This is a genomic window from Amycolatopsis sp. NPDC051716, from assembly GCF_040681595.1.
GTDB lineage: Bacteria > Actinomycetota > Actinomycetes > Mycobacteriales > Pseudonocardiaceae > Amycolatopsis.
In genome coordinates this window covers 231902-246980 of sequence record NZ_JBFAZA010000005.1, presented here as the reverse complement: position 1 = coordinate 246980, position 15079 = coordinate 231902, and the positions used below count along the sequence as shown (strand labels likewise).

At 72.2% G+C, this 15079-nt stretch carries 11 protein-coding genes; 4 read left to right on the top strand and 7 right to left on the bottom strand.

The features are described from left to right. Positions 1 to 100: 100 nt before the first annotated feature. The gene (eccCa, locus tag AB0M30_RS09010) at positions 101 to 4114 is read right to left on the bottom strand and encodes a type VII secretion protein EccCa (protein ID WP_364581685.1); all 4014 of its coding nucleotides are present in this window, start codon (positions 4112 to 4114) and stop codon (positions 101 to 103) included. 404 nt (positions 4115 to 4518) lie between these two features. Here eccCa and eccD point away from each other — a divergent pair, with 404 nt between their 5' ends. Both eccD and AB0M30_RS09000 read left to right on the top strand, forming a co-directional pair. Beyond that, entirely contained in the window at positions 4519 to 5883 is a 1365-nt protein-coding gene (eccD, locus tag AB0M30_RS09005; RefSeq protein WP_364581683.1) for a type VII secretion integral membrane protein EccD, read from the top strand. Between the two features lie 20 nt (positions 5884 to 5903). Continuing rightward, the gene (locus tag AB0M30_RS09000) at positions 5904 to 7514 is read left to right on the top strand and encodes a S8 family serine peptidase (RefSeq protein ID WP_364581681.1); all 1611 of its coding nucleotides are present in this window, start codon (positions 5904 to 5906) and stop codon (positions 7512 to 7514) included. Between the two features lie 36 nt (positions 7515 to 7550). On the opposite strand, the gene AB0M30_RS08995 is transcribed toward AB0M30_RS09000, so the two are convergent. The 3 genes from AB0M30_RS08995 to eccB form a co-directional block, all read right to left on the bottom strand. Beyond that, the gene (locus AB0M30_RS08995; protein ID WP_364581679.1) at positions 7551 to 8597 is read right to left on the bottom strand and encodes an endo-1,4-beta-glucanase; all 1047 of its coding nucleotides are present in this window, start codon (positions 8595 to 8597) and stop codon (positions 7551 to 7553) included. Beyond that, entirely contained in the window at positions 8594 to 8911 is a 318-nt protein-coding gene (locus tag AB0M30_RS08990) for a hypothetical protein (protein WP_364581677.1), read from the bottom strand. Before AB0M30_RS08990 ends, AB0M30_RS08995 begins: the two co-directional genes overlap by 4 nt. A 64-nt stretch (positions 8912 to 8975) precedes the next feature. Continuing rightward, positions 8976 to 10613 (bottom strand): type VII secretion protein EccB, encoded by a 1638-nt coding sequence (gene eccB, locus AB0M30_RS08985; RefSeq protein ID WP_364581676.1) that lies wholly within the window; start codon positions 10611 to 10613, stop codon positions 8976 to 8978. 630 nt (positions 10614 to 11243) lie between these two features. Here eccB and eccE point away from each other — a divergent pair. Beyond that, positions 11244 to 12479 (top strand): type VII secretion protein EccE, encoded by a 1236-nt coding sequence (eccE, locus tag AB0M30_RS08980; RefSeq protein ID WP_364581674.1) that lies wholly within the window; start codon positions 11244 to 11246, stop codon positions 12477 to 12479. Further along, positions 12476 to 13195 (top strand): hypothetical protein, encoded by a 720-nt coding sequence (locus AB0M30_RS08975; RefSeq protein WP_103342423.1) that lies wholly within the window; start codon positions 12476 to 12478, stop codon positions 13193 to 13195. Before eccE ends, AB0M30_RS08975 begins: the two co-directional genes overlap by 4 nt. A 115-nt stretch (positions 13196 to 13310) precedes the next feature. On the opposite strand, the gene AB0M30_RS08970 is transcribed toward AB0M30_RS08975, so the two are convergent. The 3 genes from AB0M30_RS08970 to rplQ all read right to left on the bottom strand — a co-directional run bounded on the left by AB0M30_RS08970 (position 13311) and on the right by rplQ (position 15049). Next, positions 13311 to 13499, bottom strand: a complete 189-nt coding sequence (locus AB0M30_RS08970) for a hypothetical protein (RefSeq protein WP_364581672.1) — start codon at positions 13497 to 13499, stop codon at positions 13311 to 13313. 91 nt (positions 13500 to 13590) lie between these two features. Next, positions 13591 to 14421 carry a tRNA pseudouridine(38-40) synthase TruA gene (truA, locus tag AB0M30_RS08965; RefSeq protein WP_364581887.1) on the bottom strand — a complete coding sequence of 277 codons (831 nt, stop codon included), beginning with the start codon at positions 14419 to 14421 and terminating at the stop codon, positions 13591 to 13593. 73 nt (positions 14422 to 14494) lie between these two features. Beyond that, entirely contained in the window at positions 14495 to 15049 is a 555-nt protein-coding gene (rplQ, locus tag AB0M30_RS08960; RefSeq protein ID WP_364581670.1) for a 50S ribosomal protein L17, read from the bottom strand. Positions 15050 to 15079 lie beyond the last annotated feature (30 nt).

Genomic DNA, 15079 nt, shown 5'->3' with positions numbered 1-15079 from the left:
CGCCGCCGGGACGCGCCCTCGGGGAGGAACCTACCCACCTCGCCGCGAGCGCGTCCGGCCGCCTGTTCCCGATCCGGCCAGAAGCAGGCCGCCCCGACAGTCAGTCCGGCTGGATCCACGACACCTGGATGAGCTGCTTGCCGTACTTGCGGGTGAGCATGTTGCCCCGCCCCGGCGGCATCGGGCCGGCCTTGATGTTGCCGACCAGCGCGCCTTCGTCCCGCGAGCCGTTCATCACCATGCCCGGGGCCGCGATCTCCTTGAGCTTGCCGATGATCGGGTCGTACATCGCCTTGCTCGCGCCACCGGTGCGCCGCACGACCACCAGGTGCAGACCGACGTCCTTGGCCTGGGGCAGGAAGTCGGAGATCTTCCGCAGCGGGTTGTTCGACGACGTGGCGACCAGGTCGTAGTCGTCGACGAGGATGAACAGCTCCGGGCCCTTCCACCAGGACCGCGTCTTCAGCTGCTCCTGCGTGACGTCCGGGCCCGGCAGGCGGCGCGTCATCGAGTTGAAGACGTCGCCGACCATGCTCTCCAGCTGCGCGGCCGAAACCGCGTAGCCGAGCAGCGAATCGCCCTGGATGAAGCCGAGCATCGTGCGCCGGTAGTCGACCAGCAGGATGAGGGCTTCCTTGGCGGTGTAGCGCTCCGAGATGCCCCGGGCGATCTGCCGCAGCAGGTTCGTCTTGCCCGACTCGCCGTCCGCGAAGGCGTAGAAGTGCGGTTCGGCGTTGAAGTCGAGGTAGACCGGCTGCAGGTCCTCTTCGTTGACGCCGATCGGGACCAGCTTGGAGTCCCGGGCGGAGTCGAGCTTGAGCACGTCTTCGTAGGTGATCAGCTCCGGCAGCAGGCGGACCTGCGGCGCGACCCGGCCGCGCCAGGCGCCCTTGATCTTCGCCACCGCGTCGGCCACGCCGGACGCGACCGTCTCCGGGTCGCTGGAGCCGTCGATCCGCGGCAGGCCGCCCAGCATGTGCAGCTTCTCGCGGGTCAGGCCCCGGCCCGGCCGCCCGGCAGGGATGTTCACCGCGATGCGCCGGTCGATGTCGGACTCGGTCGGGTCACCGAGGCGCAGCTCGAACCGGGTGCCCAGCATGTCCTTGATCGCCGGGCGGATGTCGGCCCACCGGTTGGCGGAGATGATCACGTGCACGCCGTAGGACAGACCCTGCGTGGCGAGCCGGGTGATCGTGGTTTCGAGCTCTTCGAAGTCGTCGCGCAGGGCCCGCCAGTTGTCGACGACCAGGAACGCGTCGCCGAACGGGTCCTGGTCCGGCCGGATCTCGCCGCGGCGCTTGCGGTTGCGGAACTCGGTCATCGAGTCGATGCCCATCGCCCCGAACCGGCCTTCCCGCTCGGTGAGCAGGGTGGTCAGCTCGGCCACGATCCGGCGGGCCTTGTCCGGCTCGCGCCGCGCCACCGCGACCCCGCCGACGTGCGGCAGGCCGGCCAGCCCGGCCAGCGTGCCACCACCGAGGTCGAGGCAGTAGAACTGCGCCTCCTCCGGCGTGTGCGTCAGCGCCATCGACATGATCAGCGTCCGCAGCATGGTCGACTTGCCGGTCTGCGGGCCGCCCACGATCACGCCGTGGCCCGCCGCGCCGGAGAAGTCGGCCCACAGCGGGTCGCGGCGCTGCTCGTACGGCCGGTCGATGATGCCCAGCGGCACCTGCAGCCGCCCGTTGCCGAAGAAGCCGACCGGGGACAGGCCGCGGTCGTCGGTCGGGTTCAGGTTCGGCAGCAGGGTGTCGAGCGAGTTCGGGTCCTTCAGCGGCGGCAGCCACACCTCGTGCGCCGGCGGGCCCTGGCCCACCAGGCGCGAGACGATCACGTCGAGCTCGCTGGGTTCGACCGCCTCTTCGGGCTGCCGCTGCTCTTCCTTCGGCGCCACCTCGACGAACTGCGGTTCCGGCTCCTTCGGGAGCTCGACGAAGTCCGGGACGAACAGCTGCGGCCGCTTGTCCGCGCGGACCACGGTCGCCGCCGGGCCCGCCGCCTTGAGCCCGGCGGGCCGGTACGGACCCGAGACGTAGGCCGCCTTGAACCGCACCAGCGTCGAGGTGTCGTACTTCAGGTACCCACCACCGGGGACCGACGGCAGCTCGAACGCGTCCGGCACGCCGATCGCGGCGCGGGACTCCGCCGCCGAGAACGTCTTGAGGCCGATCCGGTACGACAGGTGCGAGTCCAGGCCGCGCAGCTTGCCTTCCTCGAGGCGCTGCGAGGCGAGCAGCATGTGCATCTGCAGCGACCGGCCCAGCCGGCCGATGGCGACGAACAGGTCGATGAAGTCCGGCTTCGCCGACAGCAGCTCGGAGAACTCGTCGCAGACGATGAAGAGCGCGGGCAGCGGGTCGAGGTCCGCGCCGTTTTCGCGGGCTTTCTCGTATTCCCAGACGTTCTTGAAGTTGCCGCCGTTCTTCAGCGCTTCCTGGCGCCGGTTCATCTCGCCGGCCAGCGCGTCCTTCATGCGGTCGACCAGTGTGACCTCGTCCGCGAGGTTGGTGATGACCGCCGAGACGTGCGGGGCCTTGTCCAGGCCCATGAACGTCGCGCCACCCTTGAAGTCGACGAGGACGAAGTTCAGCGTGCTCGACGAGTGCGTGGACAGCAGGCCAAGCACCAGGGTGCGGAGGAACTCCGACTTGCCCGAACCGGTGGCGCCGATGCACAGGCCGTGCGGCCCCATGCCTTCGGCGGCGGCTTCCTTGATGTCCAGCTCGACCGGCTGGCCGTACTCGCCGACGCCGAAGGGCACGCGGTAGCGGTCGCGGATCGGCCGCGGCCGCCACGCCTGCTGGACGTCGAAGGTCATCGGGTCGCCGGGGATGCCGAGCAGCTCCAGCAGCGACGGGTTGGACAGCAGCGGCTCTTCGTCGCCGACGTCCTGGCCGGCGGCGCCGCCGACGCGGTAAGGCGAGATGAGCCGGGCCAGCGACTCGGTCTCGACCAGGCTGAGGGTGTCCGGGCGGCCGAACCACTCGACACCGCCGGCGCTGCGCGCACCCAGCCTGTCGGCTTCGACGACCAGCCGGAGGCCGCGACGGGCGGCGAGGTTGCCGAGGGAGTCGGACAGGTCGATCAGCGTGACGCCGACCAGGCCCTCCTCCAGGACGATCTGCTCTTCGCGGGTGACCTCGGCGTCGTCGATGATGATGACGACGTGCGGCTGGTCCGGCGCCGGCGTGGCGTTGCGGGAGAAGCGCTGGCGGTCACGCAGTTCTTCGTCGAGCCAGTCTTCGATCTGGGCCAGCGAGCCGGCCATCATCCGGAGCTGGCCGATGCCGTCCGACAGCGTGGGGTGCTGGGCGTGCGGCAGCCACTTCGCCCACTCCCACTCCTCCTTCGCCCGGCCCGCGGTGGCGACCGCGATCAGCACGTCGTCGGGGCTGTGGAAGGAAACGAGCTGCGCGAGCATCGCGCGGGTGAGGCCGCGGGTCAGCGCGCGGTCGCCCTGCATGCTGACCGCGGCGAACCCGCGGAGGGTGATCTGGGTCGGCAGGTCGGGAACGATCGAGTGCGCGCGCACGAACCGGCGCAGCGCGAGGGTGGCGATCGGCTCCAGCTCGTCGACGGGCCCGGTCTGGGGCGGGACGAGCCGGGTGGCGAGCCGGTGCGAGCTGCGCCCGACGCGCAGGTGCAGGAAGTCCTGGTCGTTCTGGCGGCGTTCCCACATCCGGCGGCTGGCGGCCAGCGACCAGAGGGACTGGGGATCGGGGTGCACCCACTCGAGGGCGGCGCGCTGGTCGACCATGGCCTCGCGGGCGCGATCGCGCATCTGGCCCAGGTAGCGGAGGTAGTCCTTGCGGTCCTCGTCCATCTCGGCGCGCTTGGCACCGCCGCCCTTGCCGCCGCCGCCGGCCATCATCCCGAGCGTGCCGACGACCATCATGCCGCCCATGGCCATCATCATCGGGTTCCGGTTGCTGGCCTGGAACATGAAGACCATCATCCCGAGCGACGCGACGATCATGACGACCGGAAGCGCCTTCATCACGATGTTCCCGGGGATGACGCGCGGAACCTCGGGCGGCGGCTCGAGGTGCACCTCACCACCCGGCGGCCGCGGTGCCGCCAGCCGCGGCGACTTCTTGAACTGCAGCGTGCTCATCGAAGGACCCCTCTTCAAACTCGACGATGGCGGCCACCGTTTAGTGCGCAAGGTGCGCGGATCAACCTATCGAACGCCGCGGTGGAATTCCGGCGGATGCCGTAACGCCCTCGTGAACCGGTCCTGACCTCGCCTGACGAGTATATGGCGCGGCACCGACAGTAATCGCGCGCTCTGGGCTCTGAGCTGCGACCGGCGGCCGGTGAAGCCCGGGCGGCCTGCGCCATGAGCTGCGATCGGCGGCGGAGGGAAACGACGGGCGGCTTACGCCATGAGCTGCGGCTGCCGGTGAATTTCGGACGTTCGGTGCTGCCCGCGCCGGGGTTCGGTATAAGTTCCCCCGGGAGCAGTATCGACCGAGCGGGGGCAGTGCAGTGGCTACGGGCACGACAGTTTTCAGCAGGGTGACGGTCGTCGCGCCGTCCACCCGGATCGACGTGGCGCTGCCCGCCGACGTCGCGGTGGCCGATCTGCTGCCGATGCTGCTGGACATGGCCAAGGAGACCGCGCCCGACGGTGGGGCCCGCCACGGTGGCTGGGCGCTGGCGAAGCTCGGGGACGCGCCGCTCGATCCGAGCCGCACCCTCGCCTCGCTCGGGGTGGTCGACGGCGAGCTGCTCCAGCTGCGCAAGCGCAACGAAAACCCGCCGCCGCCGCTGTACGACGACGTCGTCGACGCCATTGCCGAATCGTCCCCGGACAGCTTCCGGCCGTGGACGAAGGAGACCGCGAACCGGTTCGGGCACGTGGCCGGTGGGCTGGCGCTGTTCGCCGCCGCCGTCGCGCTGTTCATGAGCGGCTCCTTCTACGGCGGGAGCGCGCTGGGCGCGGCCATCGCCGGCGGGATCGGCGCGATCGCCTGCGTCGCGATCGGCGCGACGCTGGCCAAGGGCTACCAGGCGGAGCCGACCGGCGTGCTGATCGCCGCGGCGGGGGGCCTTCCGCTGGCCTTCGTCAGCGGCTTCTACATCGTGCCCGGGCTGTCGCTGCGGGCGAACCTGCTGCTCGGCGCGGTCCTGGTGATCATCGTCGCCTCGGTCTGCATCATGGTCATCGGCGCCGGCATCACGACCTTCATCGCCGCGGCCACCGCGGGCACCTTCGGCGCGCTGGCCTTCCTGTTCGGCACGCTCGTCGCGCACCCGGCGGCCGGGATCGCGGCCGGCACCGTCGCGGTCGCGCTCGCCTGCATCTCGATCCTGCCGCGCGCCACGATCTGGCTCGCGAAGCTGCCGCTGCCGCACGTGCCGAGCAACGCCGAAGAGCTGAAGGAAGACTCCGGCTTCCCCGACTACCGGGCGATCGAGCGCCGCACGGCGATCGCGCACAACTACATGACCGGCCTGATGGTCGGCTGCGGTGCCACGGTGGCCGTCTCGGCGATCATCGCCGCGAGCGCGCCCGGGACGTTCGGGATCATCCTCGGCGTCGTCGCGACGCTCGTCCTGCTGCTGCGCGCCCGCGCGTACGCCAACGGCAGCCAGGCGATCGCCCTGCTCACCACCGGCCTGGTCTCGGCCACCGGGATCGCCGTCGGCTGGCTGGTCTCGGCGAACGCCCAGAACCGCCTGCTCTACGTCTTCGGCGTGCTGATCCTGCTCGCCGCGGGCGCGCTCGTCGTCGGCGTGATCTTCCCGAACCAGCGGTTCTCGCCGCCGCTGCGGCGCACGGTGGAGATCATCGAAGCGATCTGCATCGCGTCCGTGCTGCCCCTCGCCCTCGGTGTGATGGACCTCTACACCACCCTGCGGCACCTGAACTTCAAGTGACCGGATCGGGTGACTCTCCGATGGCAGCAGCACGGCGTCCCGGCGCCCCCCGAAGGACTACGACGGCCCTGCTGGCCGGCGCGATCGGCCTCCTGTCGCCGCTGACGCTCGCGGTGCCCTCGTGGGCGCAGGCCGCACCGGCCGACGGCTACTTCGGGACGCCGCCGCCGGTCGACATGGACAAGCTGATCCCCGACCTGCGCCAGCCCGACAAGACGTACACGCAAACGAAGGGCTGCGTGCAGCGCAGCACCCTCGGCCAGGACATCCAGATCAAGAACCGGCCGTGGGGCCAGGAGTACCTGCAGATCTCCAAGGCGCAGGAGATCGTCAAGGCGGCCAGGGGCAGCGCCGGCGGCGGCGTCCGCGTCGCGGTGATCGACACCGGCGTGACGAAGCACCCGTGGTTCCAGGACCGGCTCAAGTCCGGCGGCGACTACGTGGCCACGCCGACGAAGGGCCAGCAACCGGGGCTCGAGGACTGCGACGGCCACGGCACCGAGGTCGCCGGGATCATCGGGGCCAAGCCGGACAACCCGGAGGTCGGGTTCGTCGGCGTCGCGCCGGACGCCACGATCGTGTCCTACCGCCAGCTCAGCGAGAACTACGAGCCCGCCAAGCAGACCGCGACCCCCGGCTCGAGCACGCCGCCGTCCTCGTCGAGCACCAACCCGCCGTCCGGGTCCGGCACGGAGTTGCCGCCGGGCGGCGGCGGTGGCGCCGCCGAGGGCGATGGAACGTCGCCCGGGCAGTCCAACGGCGGCCGCCAGCTGGAAAAGGCCGGCACCGCGGGCACGCTGAGGACGCTGGCCGAGATCATCCACGGCATCGCCGAGCGGCACGAGGCCGACGTCATCAACATGTCGGTCGACAACTGCCGCCCGGCCAGCGGGTCGATCACCGAAGGCGAGCAGCAGGTCCAGGCGGCCGTGCGCTTCGCGGCGGACGCCGGCATCGTGATCGTCGCCGCCGCCGGCAACGCGACGGACACCTGCCCGCAGAACGACCAGCCGGACGCGCGGAAGCCGAAGACGATCGTGACGCCGCCGTGGTTCGCCGACGACGTGCTGTCGGTCGGGGCGATCGACGAGTCCGGCGGCGTGGCGCCGTTCAGCGTGCACGGCCCGTGGGTCGGCGTCGCGGCCCCCGGCACGAAGATCGTCTCGCTCGACCCCGCCGAAGGGTCCGGCAGCTTGGCGAACCTGACCTTCGAAGACGGCAACAAGGCCAGCGAAATCCAGGGCACGAGCTTCGCGTCTCCGTACGTGGCCGGCCTGGCGGCGCTGGTCAAGGCGATGTACCCGAAGCTCACCGCCAAGGGCATCGTCAACCGGATCAAGGAGACGGCCCAGCACCCGGCGGCCCCGGGCGGCCGCGACAACTTCGTCGGCTACGGCGTGATCGACCCGGTGGCGGCGCTGACGCAGGTGCTGCCGTCGGAGGTCGGGAACCAGGCGCCGATCCCCGCCCCGCAGATGGCCCAGCTCCCCCCGGCGAACGACCACAGCTCGACGCCGATGATCGTGGCGCTGGCCGGCACGGCGGGCGGCGTGCTCGCCCTGCTGATCACGTTGTTCGTGATGCACACGATCCGCCGCAACCGCCCGGCCGAGACCGGCACCCGCCGCTGACCCCCGGGCCGGAACGGGATCCGTTCCAGCCTGGGGTCACTTCGCGGGCGGGGCCGGCGGTTTCTTCTGCTGCGGGGTTTCGTCCTCGCCGATCACCGGGGGTGCGACCAGGCCGGGCTCGCCCAGCAGGTCGGACGACTTCGTGACCGGGCGGGTCTTCGACGGGCGGCGAGCCTGGCCGCCGCCCGAGCCGAACGCCCCGAACCCCATCATCGGCATCATCGGGACCCCGCCCGACGAGCTGTGGTCCTGCTGCGCGGGAGGGGTCGGCTGCGGGTCGGCGGGTTGCGCCGTTTCGGGGGTTCCCGCGCCCGTGTGACGGCCCTCCGCCTGGCCGTCGGCCGAAGACGGGGTCATCACCTCGTCGGCCGGAGCCGTGGCCGTGGCGTCCGTGGTGGCCTGCTCGCCCGCTTCGTTCAGGGCGTCGTCGTGCAGCTTGAAGCGCTCCGGCGGGTACCGGTGCCGGATCTCGATGGTGCGGGACGCCGCGTCCGGGTCGTCGACGCCGTCACACAGCCGGTCGAACGCCTCCATGACGTCGCGCGCGGTCTCGTGCAGCGCCTTCGCCGACTCCTGCGTCTCCTCCAGCTGGGCCCGCGCCCGCTTGGGGCCGCCGGCCGGGAGCAGCATCGTCTCCGACGTCAGCTCCGCCGCGTCCACCAGCACTTCGACGAGGTCGACGACCACGTGCCGCACGGTCGTCACCAGCTCGTCCAGCGCGCCGGCCAGGGTGTCGAGCGCCTCGTGGAGGTCGCCGCCCGCCGCGCCGACCGCGCGGATGTACGTGACGAACGAGTCCGCGTCGCGGCCCTCCCAGCCCGCGTCGAGCCGGCCGAGCTCGTCGTCCAAGCGGGCCGAGACCTCGGCCGCGACCGAGGCCGCCTGGCGCAGGCGATCCGCTTCGGCGCCGAGGTCGGCCCAGCGGCCGAGCAGCGGGCGGAAGTACGTTTCGACGGGGTCGATGACGCCCAGCTGCCGCGCCAGATCCGTGAGGTACGCCAGGTACGGCTCAGCCGCCGCCGTGATGTCCTCGCCCGCGGGCACCGGCACCGAAGCCGCCGGGGAGCCGGTCTCGGTCGTCATCCGTCGAGCCTCCCGGCCCGCTCGATCAGCTCCGCGGCTTCCGCGTCCTGCCCGCCGTGGCGGATCGCCACCTGCCGCAGCGCCTCCGCGGCCGAACGCAGCGCCTCGGCGCCGTCGGCCAGCTGCCGCCGCAACGCCCCGGACGCGCGGCCGTAGGACTCGCCGAGGCCGATCTGCGCGCCCAGCGTCCCGTAGGACTCCGCGGTGACGTCCCCGCCGACCTCGGCCGCCGCCACGTCCAGGTCGGCCGCGGCGGCGTCGGCCGTCTCGGCGTACCGGGCGACGACGACGCCGTCCATCCTCAAGCCGGCCACGGCACCTCCGCTCACGAGAAAGACCCTCGAGCGTGGGACGTGCGGCGCGGTCCGGCGGTTCCGCTCAGTTCCCGGGCTGCGGGGTCGGGTACGCGCCGGCGTTCGGGTCGATCGGCACGGCGTCGAACTGCCGCAGCACGTCCTGGGTGTTCAGCGACGCCCCGGTCGGCAGCAGTCCGATGATCGACTCCGGTGCCGGCTGCCGGTTGTTCATGCCGATCGCGTCCGCGGTCTGGGCGTCCGGGACGCTGTAGCGGACGCCCCGGTCGGAGATCAGCTGGATCTGGCCCTTGCCGAAGCTGGCCTTGCCGGTGGCGGACTGGACGACCGCGGCGAACCCGGGCTTGAGGTAGAAGCCGTTGAGCGGCACCCGGTTCGGGCCCGGCGTGGTCACCGTCATCGGGACGAACTTTTCGCCGCCGCTCTTCTGGCCGGGCAGCTGCGTGTCGACGTACACCGAGGTGTGCGCGTCCTGGTCGGGGCCGGACCCCGCCAGCGACCAGCCCAGGCACGCGACCGACGAGTTCTTCGTCGCGTCGAGGACCGTCGGCACCGAGCGCGGGAAGTCGTCGACCGCGATGTAGTCGGGGTCGGCCGGCTGCATGGTGTGCACCCCGGCGAGCTTGTCGAGGCCCAGCGTCTGGATCCGGCCGGAGCTGCCGTTCTTCGCGACGCGGATGATGTCGGCGACGGCGTTGGACACCCGCTGGATGCCGCCGCGGGTGATCGCCCAGTAGTTCAGCGTCGTCTCGCCGGCCTGCTGGGTGGCGAAGACGTCGCCGACGGTCAGGCCGTCGAAGTCCGCCGGGGCCTGGCCGCCGGCGATTTTCGGCGGCGTCAGCTTCGCGACCTCGGGGATCGCGTTGAGCAGCCCCTGCGTGATCTTGCGCGGCGCCGGCGGCAGCTGCAGCGCCGTCCGGACCGCGTCATTCGGGTTGTCGACGTCGATCTCGGCGCGCACGGTGTTCGCGTTCGGCCGGTTCCGGGAGCTCGGCAGCCGGTAGACGAGGTAGGTCTTCCCGTTGTCGGCCTTCGCCAGCAACGCCTCGTTCTCGCGCAGCTCGGTGCCCAGGCCGCTCGGCGCGATACCGCCGAAAACGTAGGTGTTGGTCCGGCCGGTGTCGGGGTTCGGCAGCGACGGGTCCAGCTGAACCTGGTCGCAGACGGCCCAATTCGGGGTAATTCGCTGGGAATCCGTCGGGATCAGCTGCGGACCGTCCGGAATACCGGTCAGTTTCTCGCGCGGAATGTCCTTCAGCTGCTCGTCGGAAACGACCGTGGGATTCTTCACACTGGCCGGGCTCGCCGCGGCGGGGGGCGGAGTGGCGGCCGCACCGCTGGCGCCCGCGCCCGCACCGGTCGACTTCTGCTGGGCCAGCAGCAACAGCCGCGCCGACGCGAGGTTGAACGTCGGGATCAGCTTCTTCGGGTTGCCCGTCACCACGTACACCGTGCCGGACTGCTCGCCGATCACGATGTTCCCGGCCTCGGGCACCGAAGGCGCCGGGCTGAGCAGGCCCCAGACGACGAACACGATCATGCCGAGCGCACCCAGCACGACCCCCACGATGGTGGCCCGCGTGTGGGTGCGCATCGGGTCGTGCAGCATCACGGCGTCCCGCCGGACCAGCGCCGACTGCATCCGCCGTAGGACGAACTGATACGCCTGGACCTGAGACTTAGTCGTCGGTGTTGATGGCATTCTCGACCTACAGCTCTCCCCGTCGCGGTACGGTTCCGCAGGATAGCCGTACGGGGACCGTCTGGTGTGGGGTTTCTACCAACTCCAGCTAGGGTCGGGCTCCCCGGGACCCGGCTTCCGGGTACGCAGCAAGCACGAGGGGAAGAGAAAGCGCGGATGTCCGTCACCACTCCTCCACGTCCGCCTGGCCCGCCCGGGCCCCCGCCCCCCGGCGGCCGTCCGCCGGGCCCCCCGCCCCGGCCGGGCAGACCCGGTGGTCCCGGCGTTCCCGGTGGTGTTCCTGGCGGACCTGGTGGCGTTCCCGGCGGACCTGGTGGCGTTCCCGGCGGACCCGGTGGCGGCCCCGGCGGACCCGGCGGCGGTCCCGGCGGACCCGGCGGCGCCCCTGGCATGCCCCCGCGCGGTCCCGGCGGCCCGGTTCCCGGTGGCCCTGGCGGACGCCCCGGCGGCCCGGGTGGTCCCGGAGGCCCTGGCGGCCCGGGGGGTCCTGGCGGCGGCGGTCCCGGCGGCCCTGGCGGACCTGGAGGCGGCGGTCCCGGTGGCCCCGGTGGCGGTGGCCCGGGTGGTCCCGGCGGCCCGCAGGGGCCCGACGACAGCGGTCCCGCCATTCCCCCGTCCGGCGCGACCCGGATGGCCCCGCCGGCGCGGCGGCGGTCGGCCGGCGTCACCCTCGGCCCGCTGCCCGTGGCCAACCTCGTCGTGCTCGAAGTCGGCCTGGCGATCGGCCTGGTCCTGCTCGCGATCGACATGTCGCTCAAGTACGTCGGCATCGGCATCCTCGGCTTCGCCCTCATCGTCGCGCTGCTGCGCTGGCGCGGCCGCTGGTTCACCCAGTGGGTCGGCCTGACGCTGCGCTACACCTTCCGCTCGCACGACCGGGTCGCGGATCCGCTGCCGCCGAGCACCGTCGAAGCCATGACCGCCGAAGAAACCACGGTCACCGGCCCCGATGACGCCCGCGTGAACCTGCTCCGCATCGCCGTTCCAGACCTCGTCGTCGCCCACGGCGTCGACCACGAGCGCCAGCAGGTCGGGCTCGCCTGGAACGACGGCACGTGGACGGCGGTGCTGCTCGTCGAGCCGGCGCCGGCGTTGATCACCCAGGCTGACGGTGCACCGAGCCTGCCGCTGTCGGCGCTCGCCCCCTGCCTCGAGGACCGCGGCGTGGTCCTCGACTCGATCCAGACGATCTGGCACTGCTACCCGGGCAGCGCGGCGCTGCCGTCGGATTCGCCGGCGCTGAGCTCCTACATGGAGGTGCTGGGGCCGCTGCCCGCGGCGGCCCGGCGCACGACGTGGGTGGCGATCCGGCTCGACCCGAGGCGGTGCCCGGCGGCGATCCGGGAGCGCGGCGGCGGCGTCGTCGGCGCCCACCGCGCGCTGATCGGGGCGCTGTCGCGGGTGCGCAACGCGCTGGAGTCCCAGGGCGTGCCGACGCGGCCCCTGGACCCGGACGAGCTGCTGCGGGCGAGCATTTCCGCCGCGGAGCTGACGTCGGTGGCCGGGTCGCCCACCAAGGTGACGTTGCAGGAACGCTGGTCCGGCGTGACCGCGGCCGGGATCGGCCACGCGAGCTACGCCATCACCGGCTGGCCGAAGGGCAAGGTCGCCAACAGCCTGAACGCGCTGACGAGCGTCCGTGCGCTGTCGGCGACGCTGGCGATGTCGATTTCCCCGGCGTCCGACGAGGGCAAGATCGGGCTGCGCGGCGTGGTGCGGCTGAGCGCGCGGAACCCGCGTGAGCTCGACGCGGCCGACCAGCGGCTGCAGGGGCTGTCCGAGCGGCTCGGGGTGAACCTGACGCCGCTGCGCGGACTGCAGGTTTCCGCCTTCGCCGCGACGTTGCCGATCGGAGGCACAGCATGAGTTCGCGCGTCCGTGACGCCGGGCAGAACAGCGGCGTGGCGCCGGAGTTCACCGTCGATCCCGCGATGCTCGACGCGATCAGCCCTTCGGGTGACCGCGGCGGCATCGTGCTCGGCTCGGGCCTCAAGGGCGAGCCGCTGACGATCTCGGCGCTGCGCTCGACCCCCACCCGGATCGTGCTGGTGGGCGGGCTCTACCTGGCCCGCCAGGTGGCCATGCGCGCGATGGCGGTCGGCGCCTGGGTCGTCGTCGCCACCGGGCGCCCGACCGAGTGGCAGGTGCTCTCCCGGGCGGCCGGCAGCCGCGACGGGCGGCCGTCGCCGCTGGTGCAGATCCGCCGGCTGTCCCCGGTCGAGCTGCCGCGGCCGTCGGAGGACGCGCCACTGCTGGTGGTGACCGACGGCGGCCCGACGCCCCAGGACCTGTTCCCGCCCCGCTCGCCCTGGCAGACGACGGTCTACGTGCTCCCGTACCTGCACCCGCAGGCGGGCGCGACGGCCAACGCGGCGGACCTGGTCCTGATGCAGCGCCTCCCGGCCGGCCAGGCCGAGCTGGCGGCCCGCATCTGGCGCCTGCCGCCCCAGATGATGCGCCAGCTGACGACGTTGAAGGACGACCAGGCGGTGGCCCTGGGCCGCAACCTCTGGCGCCCGCTTCGCCTGGTCACGACGGGCAAGGAGCAGCAGCTCCTCGGCCCGGTCCGCCGCGGCGACTGACGTCCTTTTCGGACAGACGGAAGCGGGTGGTTCCCCTCGGGGAGCCACCCGCTTCCGGTTACAGCGCAGTTCGGACGTTGCGGGTCTGCTCGGCCCGCGCCGCGAGTTCAGGCCATCAGCCGCGCGCGGCGACCGGCGGCCTGAACACCTCGCCTGCAGACCGCAGCCGCTCCTCCAGCGCAGCGAGCGCATCGCTGCGGCCGACGGCGTCGGCCGGGTCGACTGCGGCGAGCGCCCGGTCGACCATCGCTTGGGTCAGCCGGACCCCTTCACGGACCTGCAGGGGCTTTTCGTTGAGCAGCATCGCGGCTCGATCCTTCCCGGGAGTACGTCTCCCTCCACCCATTCGGAGGGCTGAACCGGGCCGCGACAGGCGGTTCGCCCCTGAGCTGCGGTCAGGGCGCAGTGCGGACGTTGCGGGTCTGCTCGGCCCGCGCCGCGAGTTCTTCGTCCGGCGGGTAGTCCACGCCCAGCAGCGTGAGGCCGTGGGCCGGGGCCACCGCGCTGTCGCGGATGCCGCTCTCCAGCACCTTCGACGGCCACGCGTCCGTGCGGCGGCCGTCGCCGACCAGGAGGAGCACGCCCACCAGGCTGCGGACCATCGAGTGGCAGAACGCGTCCGCCGAGACCCGGACCTCCAGCAGGTGCTCGTCCACGCGTGCCCATTCCAGGCGCTGCAGCTCGCGGATCGTCGTGCCCGTCTCGCGCTGCTTGCAGTAGGCCGCGAAGTCGTGCAGGCCCAGCAGTTCCGCGGCGGCGGCGTTCATCGCGTCCGTCGACAGCGGACGGTTCCACGCCAGGGTGTCGTGGCGGCGCAACGGGTCCACGCCCCACGGCGCGTCCGAGACGCGGTAGCGGTAGTGACGGCGGATCGCCGAGAACCGCGCGTCGAAGCCCTCGGGAGCGACCCGGGCACCCAGCACCCGGACGTCACCCGGCAGCAAGCGGTTCCAGCGGCCCGCCATGCGCGTCAGGTCCGGGATGCCTTCGGCGGAGACCGGAACACGGCCTGAGGTGCCCGGAGCGAGCGGCACGACGTCGACGTGCACCACCTGGCCGGTCGCGTGCACCCCGGCGTCCGTACGGCCCGCCACGACGACGGACTTCGGCACCGCGGCTCCCGGTGGCTGCCGCTGCAGGGCCTCCTCCAGGACGCCCTGGACCGTCCGGCGGCCCGGCTGCCGGGCCCAGCCCGAGAAGTCCGTGCCGTCGTAGGAGACGTCCAGGCGCAGACGAACGAGCCCGCCCTCCCCGAGGGGAGTGGCGGGCTCGTCCGGTGTCGAATCGGCCGTCAGGACGTCAGTCCTTCTTGGCGTCGGCGTCGGTCTCCTCCGAGGCCGGAGCCTCGGTGGTGTCCTCGGCCTTGGCCTCCTCGGCAGCAGGAGCCTCGTCGGCGGCAGGCGCCTCGGTGGTCTCCTCGGCAACCGGGGCGGCGGCCTTCGGCTCGTCCTTGGCGAACTTCGTCTTGCGAGCGCGCTCGGCCTCGGACGTCACGGTCTTCTCGGACACCAGTTCGATGACGGCCATGGCGGCGTTGTCGCCCTTGCGCGCCATCGTCTTGGTGATCCGGGTGTAGCCGCCCGGGCGCTCCGCGAAGTGCGGACCGATCTCGGCGAACAGCTTGTGCACGACGTCCTTGTCACGGACGACCTTCTGCACCTGACGGCGGTTGTGCAGGTCGCCCCGCTTCGCCTTCGTGATCAGCTTCTCGGCCAGCGGGCGGACCCGGCGGGCCTTCGCCTCGGTGGTCGTGATCTTGCCGTGCTCGAACAGCTGCGTGGCCAAGTTGGCCAGGATCAGCCGCTCGTGCGCGGACGACCCGCCGAGCCGGGCTCCCTTGGTAGGGGTGGGCATTGGTTCTCCTACTAGTTCAGCTCGCAGCGT